Annotated in this window: 9 protein-coding genes, 4 tRNA genes and 1 pseudogene; 10 read left to right on the top strand and 4 right to left on the bottom strand. The window is 60.5% G+C overall.

Features of this window, described 5'->3' with window-relative positions:
• Positions 1 to 647 precede the first annotated feature (647 nt).
• Positions 648 to 1,013 carry a DUF6124 family protein gene (locus BMY45_RS25525; RefSeq protein ID WP_092402977.1) on the top strand — a complete coding sequence of 122 codons (366 nt, stop codon included), beginning with the start codon at positions 648 to 650 and terminating at the stop codon, positions 1,011 to 1,013.
• A gap of 230 nt (positions 1,014 to 1,243) precedes the next feature.
• Here BMY45_RS25525 and BMY45_RS25530 read toward each other — a convergent pair whose 3' ends face one another.
• The 4 genes from BMY45_RS25530 to BMY45_RS25545 all read right to left on the bottom strand — a co-directional run bounded on the left by BMY45_RS25530 (position 1,244) and on the right by BMY45_RS25545 (position 5,543).
• On the bottom strand, positions 1,244 to 2,590 hold the full coding sequence (locus BMY45_RS25530; protein WP_092402979.1) for a sigma-54-dependent transcriptional regulator: 1,347 nt from the start codon (positions 2,588 to 2,590) through the stop codon (positions 1,244 to 1,246).
• Positions 2,587 to 4,179, bottom strand: a complete 1,593-nt coding sequence (locus BMY45_RS25535; protein WP_092402981.1) for a two-component system sensor histidine kinase NtrB — start codon at positions 4,177 to 4,179, stop codon at positions 2,587 to 2,589. Before BMY45_RS25535 ends, BMY45_RS25530 begins: the two co-directional genes overlap by 4 nt.
• Positions 4,169 to 4,402 carry a PP0621 family protein gene (locus tag BMY45_RS25540; RefSeq protein WP_092402983.1) on the bottom strand — a complete coding sequence of 78 codons (234 nt, stop codon included), beginning with the start codon at positions 4,400 to 4,402 and terminating at the stop codon, positions 4,169 to 4,171. The genes BMY45_RS25535 and BMY45_RS25540 overlap by 11 nt, the downstream gene beginning before the upstream one ends.
• A gap of 124 nt (positions 4,403 to 4,526) precedes the next feature.
• A complete protein-coding gene (locus tag BMY45_RS25545) occupies positions 4,527 to 5,543 on the bottom strand; it encodes an outer membrane protein assembly factor BamD (protein ID WP_092402985.1) in 1,017 nt (338 codons plus the stop codon).
• A gap of 151 nt (positions 5,544 to 5,694) precedes the next feature.
• On the opposite strand from BMY45_RS25545, the gene rluD reads away from it, so the two are divergent.
• The 9 genes and pseudogenes from rluD to BMY45_RS28725 all read left to right on the top strand — a co-directional run bounded on the left by rluD (position 5,695) and on the right by BMY45_RS28725 (position 12,691).
• Entirely contained in the window at positions 5,695 to 6,657 is a 963-nt protein-coding gene (gene rluD, locus BMY45_RS25550; RefSeq protein ID WP_092402987.1) for a 23S rRNA pseudouridine(1911/1915/1917) synthase RluD, read from the top strand.
• Positions 6,654 to 7,379, top strand: coding sequence for a peptidoglycan editing factor PgeF (gene pgeF, locus BMY45_RS25555; RefSeq protein WP_092402989.1), 726 nt, complete (start codon positions 6,654 to 6,656; stop codon positions 7,377 to 7,379). Before rluD ends, pgeF begins: the two co-directional genes overlap by 4 nt.
• 130 nt (positions 7,380 to 7,509) lie before the next feature.
• Positions 7,510 to 10,074, top strand: a complete 2,565-nt coding sequence (gene clpB, locus BMY45_RS25560; protein WP_047229871.1) for an ATP-dependent chaperone ClpB — start codon at positions 7,510 to 7,512, stop codon at positions 10,072 to 10,074.
• A gap of 426 nt (positions 10,075 to 10,500) precedes the next feature.
• Positions 10,501 to 10,576, top strand: a tRNA-Asn gene (locus tag BMY45_RS25565).
• 7 nt (positions 10,577 to 10,583) lie between these two features.
• Positions 10,584 to 10,660: transfer RNA gene (locus tag BMY45_RS25570), tRNA-Pro, on the top strand.
• Between the two features lie 5 nt (positions 10,661 to 10,665).
• Positions 10,666 to 10,741 (top strand) — tRNA-Lys (locus tag BMY45_RS25575).
• 94 nt (positions 10,742 to 10,835) lie between these two features.
• A tRNA-Pro gene (locus BMY45_RS25580) sits at positions 10,836 to 10,912 on the top strand.
• Between the two features lie 153 nt (positions 10,913 to 11,065).
• A pseudogene (locus BMY45_RS28720) lies at positions 11,066 to 11,836 on the top strand (MCP four helix bundle domain-containing protein); the annotation flags it as partial.
• On the top strand, positions 11,828 to 12,691 hold the full coding sequence (locus BMY45_RS28725) for a methyl-accepting chemotaxis protein (protein ID WP_371913976.1): 864 nt from the start codon (positions 11,828 to 11,830) through the stop codon (positions 12,689 to 12,691). The pseudogene BMY45_RS28720 and the gene BMY45_RS28725, both read left to right, overlap by 9 nt.
• Positions 12,692 to 12,709 lie beyond the last annotated feature (18 nt).

Below are 12,709 nucleotides of genomic sequence, written 5' to 3' on the forward strand. Positions count from 1 at the left end.
ATAGCCGACCTGTTTCTCCCGGTCGTATCCCTATCCCCGTGTGGGAGCCCATCCATCCTCGATGTGACCGAGGTACCGCTATCGCGAGCAGGCTCGCTCCCACAGGAGAAACGCGTCCGCACAAAACCAGGCCGGCTGTCAGGCCGCCTCGCGGAGGACGTTGATCTCGGCGCCCCGTTAACCACACTGGCCGAACGCAGGTATTGCGCAGTGGGTACCTCGGCATGGATGCCGAGGTAGCCGCGCTGGGCCATGGATGGCCCTTCGCGGCGGGCCCACGGAGCAATGCCGGAGTGAGGGCACACCGAGCCTAAGCGAGGTGCCGAGTGGTGGGGCAGAAGCGCTTTGGTTACTTTCGCCTGGGCCGGCTTCCGGCTTTTCGAAAGTGACCCGCTGTAAGAGCGGAACCATAAGTGGCCGTTACCGCAGAAACGGATATACACACTCACGGAGGCAGCCTGACAGCCAACCAGAATTTGTGGGAAGGGTCGGACAAAGCCCCTAATTCGAGCCGAATTTTCCGACGAGTTCCGGCGGTTGCCGGGTGGGAAGAACTCTGGCTAACCTTTTTCCCGTCGCTGCCAATTCAGCGTCCGGGCGTCGCGGCCCGAAAACTTGGTAATCCATTCCCCCTTTGGAGTACCGCAATGTGTAACAAACCTCCATCACCTTCAGAAACCAATAACGCTTCTCCCAACGCCAGCCTTAACTCCAAAAAGCTCGACGAAGCCGCCCAGCGCGCCCTCGACTATTACCTAGCCCCAAAGCCCGAAGCCAAAAAGAAACCACCCTCAAACCAGCTATTCACCGTCGTGGAAGGCATCGACACCGAATGCCTGCTCGCCAACCTCAGCGAAACCCTGGCCTCAGCCAACGCAACCGTCAGCGACCTGGCCTTCGAACTCGAAGGCTCGCGACGGCATGTTGCATTGGGAGTGCAACAACTGATCGAGCTGAGTGAGTTATTGGCCAATCGCGTGCTGGACGAGCAGGTCCCCGTGGCGAAGGGCTAGAAAAGCAGCCAAGGCGAACACAGAACCTGTGGCGAGGGAGCTTGCTCCCGCTGGGCTGCAGTAGGCGCTGCCGAAGGCTCGGGCCGCGTTCGGACGAGTTTTTGATCTTTCGCTTGAGACTCAAGCGTTTGGGGAAAGATCGCAGCCTCGTTGCACTCGACAGCTCCTACGGCAGCCCAGCGGGAGCAAGCTCCCTCGCCACGGGGCAGCGTGGGCTTGAAAGCCGGGGCTCAATCCAACCCCAACTTCTTCAAGCGATACCGCATCGACCGAAACGACAACTTCAACCGCTGCGCCGCCGCCGTGCGGTTCCAGCGGGTTTCCTCCAAAGCCTGGAGGATGAGTTTGCGTTCGACGTCCTCCAGATAGTCTTCCAGGTTATCGACCCGCATCAGGTCGGGGCTGCCGGCGTCGGTGGTGCTAGTGCCCTCGGCCAAACGCAGGTCATGGGCTTCGATCAACTGGTGCTCGCAAAGGGTGTAGGCGCGTTCGAGCATGTTTTCCAGTTCCCGAACATTGCCCGGGAAGCGGTAGTTTCGAAGGGCGTCCAGAGCTTGCGGATGGAGCTTGACCGCCGGGCTGCCGGTGTTGGCGGCCAGACGCTGGAGGGTGTGATTGGCGAGTGGTTCGATATCCTCGCGGCGTTCGCGCAGCGGCGGGACGCGCAGTTCGATGACGTTGAGTCGATAGTACAGGTCCTGGCGAAAGCGCCCGGCGCTGACTTCGGCGTCCAGGTCCTTGTGGGTGGCGCAAAGAATTCGTACATCAACCACTTCTTCCTGCTGTCCGCCAACGGCCCGCACGGCCTTTTCCTGGATGGCTCGCAGCAATTTGACTTGCATCGCCAGGGGCAGGTCGGCCACTTCGTCAAGGAACAAGGTCCCGCCGTGGGCGGCCTGGAACAGTCCGGGTTTGTCTTCGATGGCGCCGCTGAAGCTGCCTTTTCGATGGCCGAAAAACTCGCTTTCCATCAGCTCCGTGGGAATCGCCCCACAGTTGACCGGCACAAAACGCTGGGCGGAACGCGGGCCTTGCTCATGGATCAATCGGGCGACCAGCTCTTTGCCACAACCCGATTCCCCACTGATGTAGACCGGCGCCTGACTGCGAGCGAGTTTTTCGATCTGTTTGCGGACGTTGTGCATCGGCGGGGAGTCGCCCAGCAGACAGCGCTCGATGGACGCCGCCGGGATGGCGACCGACGGTAGGCGTAACGCGCTGGTGACCAGCTCGCGCAGCCGACCCAGGTCGACCGGTTTGGTCAGAAAGTCGAAGGCGCCGGCCTTGAGGGCGTCGATGGCGGTTTCCAGGCTCCCGTAGGCGGTGATCATTGCCACGGGCAGTTGCGGGTAGCGTTGCTGGATATGTTGCACCAATTCCAGGCCAGTGCCGTCGGGCAGGCGCATGTCGGTCAGGCACAGGTCAAAGGTGTCTTCAGCCAGCAGGGCTTGGGCCTGGGCAAGGTTCTCGGCGCTGCGGGTGTCGAGTTTCATCCGGCCCAGAGTAATGTCCAGGAGTTCGCGGATGTCCGGTTCGTCATCGACGATCAGGATTCGTTGCCGTGAGCGTGTAGTCAAATCTGTTTCCGTCCGTGAGCAAAAGTGATGCGAAAGCAGCCGCCGCCTTGGCGTGGTTTGAAGTCTAGGCGGGCCTGGTTGCTTTCGCACAGCTCACGGGACAGATAGAGCCCAAGGCCGGTGCCCTGGCTGCTGGTAGTGAAAAAGGGTTCGAACAAATGCGCTTGCTGGTCCGGCATCACGCCGGGGCCGTTGTCGATAATGTCCAGCGTGGACAGCTGGCTGTGGGGATCGATGAACAGCTTGAGCCAGACCTCGGCCTCTTCATGGGCCATCGCGCTGTGACGCCAGGCGTTGCGCAGCAGGTTGTCGAGCACCTGGGTCAACTGATCGGGGTCCATCAGCGTGATGTAGTCGCCCGGGTCGATGCTCAGGTGCAAGTGCTGATGCCCAGCCGCGTTTTCCCGAGCTTGTCGGACGAACTGGTCGAGCCAGATCCGTAGATCCAGGCGTTGCGGCGTGGTTTGCTGGCGACGAGACAGTTGCAGGACGTTTTCAATGACGCGGTTCATTCGTTGGGAGTGATCCTGGATGATCTGCGTCAGACGCCGATCTGCGTCGTTCAGTTCCTCGGACTCGCGCAGCAATTGCGCCGCATGGCTGATTGCCCCCAACGGATTGCGGATTTCATGGGCGATACCGGCGGTGAGGCGCCCCAGGGAGGCGAGTTTCAGCTGCTGGGCGTGCTGGGCCACTTGGGCCAAGTCTTCGAGGAAGACCAGGATCTGATGCTGATCGTGATGTCCCAGGGCAATGAAACTCGGTTGCAAGGTAAGGCCGGTGCCGTTAATCGTCAGGCTTTGCGGGCGCAGGCTGGGGTTGTTCAACCACAGTTGCAGGCGCTCCACCAGGGCGCCAGAGCAATCGTCGAGCCGCTGGCCGACCAGATCGTGCATGCCCAACAGATTCAACGCGCTTTCATTGGCCAATTGCACCCGGCGCTGGCGATCGAGCACCAGGATGCCGGTGCGCATGCGTTGCAGGATGAGTGCGTTGAGCGCCTCCAGGCCAACCACTTCGCTGGCCCGTTGTTCGGCCAGGATTTCACTGGCTTCCAGGCGTCGGGTCAGGCCTTGCACCAGCAGCGCGGCGGCAAAACACAAGGCTCCCAGGGTGCCGGCCTGCAGATAACTGCTGGGACGGCTCGAATCGCTGAGGTCGAGGAAGAAGCTTGATCCGACGATGCCCAGCGTGGCGACAGCGGCAATCAACAGGCCAATTCGGCCTCGCAACAGCGTATTGCCGATGGCCACCGAGACGATGAGCAGGTTACCGATGGCGCTGGGGGCGCCGCCGGCCGCGTAGAATAGCCACGACAACAACAGCACGTCGGTCAGAGCCAGGCCGAACAGCCGGGTTGGGCGGCGGGTATTTTCAAGAAATACCACCAGCAGGATATTCAGCACCAGGTACAACCAACTGCCGCTGCGCAGCAAATCGTTGTTGGCGAACTCCAGCAAGCGGTTGTCCATGTTGCTGGAGATCAGCAGCACCAAGGTGATGCCGATGCTTAGACGGTACAGGTGATAGAGACGCAGCAGGCGCTGCGCCTGTTTGACGCGAGGACTTGAGGCTTGCTCAGCGGTCACGAGTGCCCGGGCCTTGCTCGAGGTGAGCCTGGCTGCAATACCACTGTTGTTCGAGGGTCAGAGCCCTATCTCGCGGCAGGTGCACGCCGCAATGGGCGCAACGGACCATGGGCGGTGCGTCCTGTTCCCGAGGGGAATTCGGCGCGGCAGAGGTCCCCTTGAACTTGCGCCACAACCATATCGCGGCGGCAATCAGGGCGATCCAGAACAGTAAACGAAGCATGATGGGCGGCTTTTTGGCTAATGATCAGGCAGTTTAGCCAAGGACAGGAACGGCGCACAGCGCTATAAAATCCAGGCACAAAAAAGGGAGACCCGCGGGTCTCCCTTTTTACGGGTGCCTGGCCTCAGTCGAACAGACCAAAGGTCATGTAGCTGAACCAGGAGCGATCGCTGGATTCGTTCTCGGGCTCTTCTTCCTCGATCACGTCGCCATCGGCGTCCTTGGGCTTGAGCTCGTTGGGAATGGCTTCCTTGGCATCCTGGAACTGACGCTGCACGTCCTGGTTGGCGCGGGTTTCGCCCGGCGGCAGGGGAGGACGGGATTCGATCAGGCCCAGGGTCGCCTTGCTCAGCCACGAACGGTTGTCGGCTTCGGCAACACGCGGGGTGAACTGACCATCCTCCAGGGACGGGTGATCCGGGTAGTTCAGCTTGAGGGTTTCCAGGCTGGTGGCCGCCAGATCGTCCAGGTGCAGGCGCTGGTAAGCCTCGGTCATCACCGCCAGGCCGTCGCCCACCGATGGGGTTTCCTGGAAGTTTTCCACCACGTAGCGGCCACGGTTGGCAGCGGCGACGTAGGCCTGACGGGTCAGGTAGTAGTCAGCTACGTGGATTTCGTAGGCCGCCAGCAGGTTGCGCAGGTAGATCATGCGCTGCTTGGCGTCCGGCGAATAACGGCTGTTGGGGAAGCGGCTGGTCAGCTGGGCGAACTCGTTGTAGGAGTCGCGCGCGGCGCCCGGGTCCCGCTTGGTCATGTCCAGCGGCAGGAAGCGCGCCAGCAGGCCGACATCCTGGTCGAAGGAAGTCAGGCCCTTGAGGTAGTAAGCGTAATCGACGTTCGGGTGCTGCGGGTGCAGACGAATGAAGCGCTCGGCGGCAGATTTCGCAGCTTCCGGCTCGGCGTTCTTGTAGTTGGCGTAGATCAGCTCCAGCTGGGCCTGATCGGCATAGCGACCAAACGGATACCGCGACTCCAGGGCCTTGAGCTTGGCCGTGGCGCTGGTATAGCTGTTGTTGTCCAGGTCGGTCTGCGCCTGTTGGTACAGTTCGACTTCGCTCAGGTTTTCGTCTACGACTTCCTTCGACGAGCAAGCAGCAGTCAATGCGAGGATGGCGATCAGCAGCAGGTGTTTCACTTGCATGGCGGCTTGCGTCCCTATGACGGCCGCTGTCTTGGGCGGGGCCGTCCTGTTATGATGAGCGCCCCGTTGAGAAGCCTCGGGGCAAAAGACGCCGTATTTAACCACAAGCGCGCAGCCGAAACCAAAGGCTGTGCCGACGCCTAGTCCGAGCATGTCCGATAAAATAGAACTTCGCGCAGAGGTGCCGTCCGAATTGGGCGGCCAACGCCTCGATCAAGTCGCCGCACAACTCTTCGCCGAGCACTCGCGCTCGCGCCTTTCCGCCTGGATCAAGGACGGCCGCCTGACTGTGGATGGGGCGGTGATCCGCCCGCGCGACATCGTCCATGGCGGCGCTATCCTCGAACTGACTGCCGAACAGGAGGCCCAGGGAGAATGGGTCGCCCAGGACATTGCCCTGGACATCGTCTATGAAGACGACGACATCCTGGTGATCAACAAGCCTGCGGGCCTGGTGGTGCATCCGGCCGCCGGTCATGCCGATGGCACCCTGCTCAACGCCTTGCTGCACCACGTGCCGGACATCGTCAACGTGCCCCGTGCCGGTATCGTGCACCGCCTGGACAAGGACACCACCGGTCTGATGGTGGTGGCCAAGACCATTCAGGCGCAGACACAACTGGTCACACAGCTGCAAAGCCGCAGCGTCAGCCGCATTTATGAGTGCATCGTGATCGGTGTGGTCACCGCCGGTGGCAAGATCAACGCCCCCATTGGCCGTCACGGCCAGCAGCGCCAGCGTATGGCCGTGATGGAAGGCGGCAAGCAGGCGGTCAGCCACTATCGCGTGCTGGAGCGTTTCCGTTCCCACACGCACGTGCGGGTCAAGCTGGAAACCGGCCGTACCCACCAGATCCGCGTGCACATGGCCCACATCAACTTCCCGTTGGTGGGCGACCCGGCTTATGGCGGTCGCTTCCGCATTCCACCGGCTGCCAGCCAGACCATGGTCGAATCGCTGAAGAGTTTCCCGCGTCAGGCGCTGCATGCGCGTTTCCTGGAACTGGATCATCCGACTACCGGCAAGCGCATGAGCTGGGAATCGCCGCTGCCGGATGATTTTGTCTGGCTGCTGACGTTGCTCAAGCAAGACCGCGAGGCGTTCATCGGATGAGTGACTGGCTGATACCCGACTGGCCCGCGCCGGCCTGGGTAAAGGCCTGCGTCACCACCCGTACCGGCGGCGTCAGTCTGGCGCCGTTCGACAGCCTCAACCTGGGCGACCATGTGGGCGATGAGCCTGCGGCCGTCGCTGAGAACCGTCGTCGCCTCACTGATCGATTGGCCATCCGTCCGGCCTGGTTGCAGCAGGTCCACGGTATTACCGTGGTCGAGGCTGATCCGGCTCAGGTGGCCACCGCCGATGCCAGCTGGAGTGCCACACCGGGTATCGCCTGCACGGCGATGACGGCGGACTGCCTGCCGGTGCTGTTCTGCAACCGTGCCGGCACCCGCGTCGCAGCAGCCCATGCCGGTTGGCGCGGGCTGGCGAACGGCGTGCTGGAAGCTACGCTGGACAGTCTGGAAGTGCCCGCCGATGAAATCCTCGCCTGGCTCGGCCCGGCTATCGGTCCGCAAGCCTTCGAAGTCGGGCCCGAGGTGCGGGAAGCCTTCGTCGCGCAGTTGCCACAGGCGGCGCAAGCCTTCGTCCCGAGCCACAACACCGGCAAATTGCTGGCCGACATCTATGCCCTGGCTCGTCTGCGGCTGGCGGCGCGCGGTGTTACGGCGGTCTATGGGGGCGGCCAATGCACGGTGACCGACCCACGGTTCTTTTCCTACCGGCGCAACCCGCGTACCGGTCGCTTCGCCTCCCTGATCTGGCTCGAGCGCTAGACTTCTCTGATCTGTATCAATAGCGCACTGCTTGAATCTTCCAGAATCGTCCACATCTATAGCGGTATCTGGCAGGTTTCTTCATTCAGGATGTTTTTCAGGTCCGGCCTGCTCAAAAGGAAGGTGACCCATGCGTATTGACCGTTTAACCAGTAAGTTGCAATTGGCCCTGTCCGATGCCCAGTCGTTGGCCGTCGGCCTGGACCATCCCGGCATCGAGCCGGCGCATCTGATGCAAGCCATGCTCGAGCAGCAGGGCGGCTCCATCAAGCCACTGCTGATGCAGGTGGGCTTTGACGTGAGCAGCCTGCGTAAAGAGCTGGCCAAAGAACTCGACCAGCTACCCAAGATCCAGAATCCGACAGGGGACGTGAACATGTCCCAGGATCTGGCGCGACTGCTCAACCAGGCCGACCGCCTGGCCCAGCAAAAGGGTGATCAGTTCATCTCCAGTGAGCTGGTGCTGCTCGCCGCCATGGATGAGAACAGCAAGCTGGGCAAGCTGTTGCTCGGCCAGGGCGTGAGCAAGAAAGCCTTGGAGAATGCCATCAACAACCTGCGTGGCGGCGAAGCGGTCAACGACGCCAACCACGAGGAGTCCCGTCAGGCGCTGGACAAATACACTGTCGACCTGACCAAGCGTGCCGAGGAAGGCAAACTTGACCCGGTGATCGGCCGTGACGACGAAATCCGCCGCACAATCCAGGTGCTGCAACGCCGCACCAAGAACAACCCGGTGCTGATTGGTGAGCCTGGCGTGGGTAAAACCGCCATCGCCGAAGGCCTGGCCCAGCGCATCATCAATGGCGAAGTGCCGGATGGCCTCAAGGGCAAGCGACTGTTGTCCCTGGACATGGGTTCGCTGATCGCCGGTGCCAAGTACCGTGGCGAGTTCGAAGAGCGGCTCAAAGCCTTGCTCAATGAATTGTCCAAGCAGGAAGGGCAGATCATTCTGTTCATCGACGAATTGCACACCATGGTCGGCGCGGGCAAGGGCGAAGGTTCGATGGACGCCGGCAACATGCTCAAGCCTGCGCTGGCCCGTGGCGAGTTGCACTGCGTCGGCGCGACAACACTCAACGAGTACCGCCAATACATAGAGAAGGACGCGGCGCTTGAGCGGCGTTTCCAGAAAGTGCTGGTGGAGGAGCCGAGTGAAGAAGACACCATCGCCATCCTGCGCGGCCTTAAAGAACGCTATGAAGTTCACCACAAGGTGGCGATTACCGATGGCGCGATCATCGCGGCGGCCAAGCTCAGCCACCGCTACATCACGGATCGACAGTTGCCGGACAAGGCCATCGATCTGATCGACGAAGCCGCCAGCCGCATTCGCATGGAAATCGACTCCAAGCCGGAAGTGCTGGATCGGCTGGAGCGGCGCCTGATTCAACTCAAGGTCGAATCCCAGGCCTTGAAAAAAGAAAGCGACGAAGCGGCAAAGAAACGCCTGGAAAGGTTGCAGGAAGAGATCGTTCGCCATGAGCGCGAATATTCCGATCTCGAGGAAATCTGGAATTCGGAGAAGGCCGAAGTCCAGGGCTCGGCGCAGATCCAGCAAAAGATCGAACAGTCCCGTCAGGAACTGGAAGCGGCCCGCCGTAAAGGCGACCTCAACCGCATGGCCGAGCTGCAGTATGGGGTGATCCCGGATCTGGAGCGCAGCCTGCAAATGGTCGACCAGCACGGCAAGAGCGAAAACCAGTTGCTGCGCAGCAAGGTCACCGAAGAAGAAATTGCCGAAGTGGTGTCCAAGTGGACCGGCATTCCGGTGTCGAAGATGCTCGAAGGCGAGCGTGACAAACTGCTGAAGATGGAAAGCCTGCTGCACCAGCGCGTGATTGGTCAGGAAGAGGCGGTGGTGGCAGTGTCCAACGCCGTGCGCCGGTCTCGAGCCGGGCTGTCGGATCCTAACCGGCCGAGTGGCTCGTTCATGTTCCTCGGCCCGACCGGTGTCGGTAAAACCGAGCTGTGCAAGGCTCTGGCCGAGTTTCTCTTCGACACCGAAGAGGCCATGGTGCGTATCGACATGTCGGAGTTCATGGAGAAACATTCCGTGGCGCGGCTGATCGGCGCACCACCGGGCTATGTCGGCTACGAAGAGGGCGGTTACCTGACCGAGGCTGTGCGACGCAAGCCGTACTCGGTGATCCTGCTCGATGAAGTCGAGAAGGCCCACCCGGATGTGTTCAACATCCTGCTGCAAGTGCTGGAGGATGGTCGTCTGACCGACAGCCACGGACGCACGGTGGACTTTCGCAATACCGTGATCGTGATGACCTCCAACCTGGGCTCGGCGCAGATCCAGGAATTGGTCGGTGATCGCGAGGCGCAACGCGCCGCTGTGATGGACGCGATCTCCACCCACTTCCGGCCGGAGTTCATCAACCGGGTGGACGAAGTGGTGATCTTCGAGCCGCTGGCCCGTGATCAGATCGCTGGCATCACCGAGATCCAGCTTGGTCGCCTGCGCAGTCGTCTCACCGAGCGCGAGCTGAAGCTGCAATTGAGTGACGAGGCGCTGGATAAGCTGATCGCGGTAGGTTACGACCCGGTCTATGGCGCGCGGCCGCTGAAACGGGCGATCCAGCGCTGGATCGAGAACCCGCTGGCACAGTTGATCCTCTCTGGTCGCTTCATGCCAGGCGAAACCGTCACAGGCACCGTGGAGAACGACGAAATCGTTTTCAACTGAGGCGATTGTCTGGTCTTTTGTGGTGAGGGAGCTTGCTCCCGCTGGAGGGCGAAGCACTCCTCGTTTTTTGAGGGCTGTCACGCGACCCAGCGGGAGCAAGCTCCCTCGCCACGACCGTCGATCTTTTCCTGATTTATGGGTGTTTGCTTCCAAGCGCCATTTTTTTCATCAGGCCGTTGAACTCAAAGGAAAAGGCTTGTAAAGTGCGCCCCGCAGTACGTCACCCCCGAGGGCCACTTCTCTGTGAGAAGGAACCCAAAATAAGTTGCAAATCATTGTCTTGAAAGCAATTTAAGGGGTTGACAGAGGTTTTTAAGATTGTAGAATAGCGCGCCTCAGACACACGAACGCAGCGATGCGCTAGGGTAGAAGAGGTTGAAGCTGGCTTCAACGTAGCAGCTTAAAGTAGTAACTTGAAATATCAGTTCCGTGATAGCTCAGTCGGTAGAGCAAATGACTGTTAATCATTGGGTCCCAGGTTCGAGTCCTGGTCACGGAGCCATTTCAATCGGGGTATAGCGCAGTCCGGTAGCGCGCCTGCTTTGGGAGCAGGATGTCAGGAGTTCGAATCCCCTTACCCCGACCATTTTTGGGTCGTTAGCTCAGTTGGTAGAGCAGTTGGCTTTTAACCAATTGGTCGTAGGTTCGAATCCCACACGACCCACCATTTTTGAAACCAGTTCGCTGGAATCGAATCTTAAGATCAGAGGCCAAAAGCGCTGATCGAGGAAGGCGACTTGCGAAGGTCGCCTTTTTTTTACCGGGGTATAGCGCAGTCCGGTAGCGCGCCTGCTTTGGGAGCAGGATGTCAGGAGTTCGAATCCCCTTACCCCGACCATATTAAAAATCCTCGTATCGAAAGATACGGGGATTTTTTTTGCCTGCGAAAAAGTGACTTGGTTCAAGTCATCGTACAACTAGCCGATAACCCGCCGACAGGGGCACGGACGTCCGCCCTACTTCAGGCCAACAATAAAAAAGGCACCTCGTTATGTTTCTTCGTCAGCTGAATATCGCCCCTCGTGCCGCACTGGGTTTCGCCTTGATCGCCGTGCTGGTGGCGTTGCTCGGCGTGTTTGCGCTGGGGCAAATGTCGAGTATCCGCGACAGCGAAGTCGCGGTGGAGACCCGATGGCTCCCCAGCATTCGCGGCGGGGATGAGATCCGCGAGTGGATGCTGCGTATCCGCACTATTTCCCTGCGTATGGCCTTGGACCAGGATCCGAAAAACATCCCGGTGTACCGTGGGCAAATGGATACTCGTGATAAAGAACTGAGCGAAATGATCGCCAGCTACGAGAAGCTTGTCGTCACACCTGAAGGCAAGGCGTTGTATGACCAGTTCAAGCAAACTTTCGCCGCCTACCGTGCGGGCATCGCTCAGTCTTTCACCCTGGCAGAGCAGGGCCGTCGGGACGAGTTGATCAAGCTGTTGCTGGTAGACATGAAGACCGTAGTGGACGGTTCCGGTAAACAGCTCAACGACCTGGCGCTGCTGTTCTCCAAACAGGTGTCCATCGAAAGTCAGAAGTCCCAGGAGCACTACGCCACCTCCCGGATGATCGTCAGCCTGTTCATTGTGCTCGCTGCCCTGGCTACGGTTGTACTGGCGATGCTGCTCACCCGCAGTATCGTCAAACCCTTGGGCGAAGCGTTGAATGCCGCTGAAAACGTGGCCCGGGGCGATTTGACCCGGCCGATCGAAGCCCATGGCAACGACGAGGTGAGCCGCTTGCTCAAGGCGCTGGCGACCATGCAACAGAACCTGCGCGAGACGTTGCAAGGTATCAGCGCCTCGGCCACTCAACTGGCAACCGCCGCCGATGAGCTGAACGCGGTCACCCTTGATAGTAGCCAGAGCCTGCAACAGCAGAACAACGAAATCGAACAGGCCGCCACTGCCGTCACTGAGATGACCACTGCCGTGGAAGAAGTTGCACGTAACGCGGTTTCCACGTCCGATGCCACGCGCCAGTCCAGTGAATCGGCGACCCTTGGCCAAGAGCGGGTCAGCGACACCGTTGACGCCATCGGTGCGCTCGCCAGCGACGTGCAGGTCACCGGCGGCCTGGTGCAATCCCTGGCCAACCAATCGCAGGACATTGGCAAGGTACTGGATGTGATCCGGGCCATCGCCGAGCAGACCAACCTGCTGGCCCTCAATGCCGCCATCGAGGCAGCCAGGGCAGGCGAAAGCGGTCGCGGCTTTGCGGTGGTGGCGGACGAGGTGCGAGCGCTGGCTTATCGCACGCAGCAATCGACCCAGGAAATCGAACAGATGGTCCAAGGCATGCGCAGCGGTGCTACCCAGGCACTGGATTCCATGCAGGCCAGTTCCAGTCGGGCCGCCAATACCCTGGCGATGGCGGAGCGGGCGGGCGAGGCGCTACAAACCATCACGACGTCGGTCAATGAAATCCACGAACGCAATCTGGTAATCGCCAGCGCCGCCGAAGAACAGGCACAAGTGGCTCGCGAGGTGGATCGCAACCTGGTGAACATTCGTGATTTGTCCGTGCGCTCGGCCACCGGTGCGGACCAGACCAGCGCGTCCAGCCATGCGTTGTCGCAACTGGCTAATGCGTTGCGCGCCATGGTTCAGCGGTTTCAGGTTTGATTGGGGACGCGGCCTGGA

Source organism: Pseudomonas sp. NFACC39-1 (assembly GCF_900110355.1).
Taxonomy (GTDB): Bacteria; Pseudomonadota; Gammaproteobacteria; order Pseudomonadales; family Pseudomonadaceae; genus Aquipseudomonas; species Aquipseudomonas tehranensis.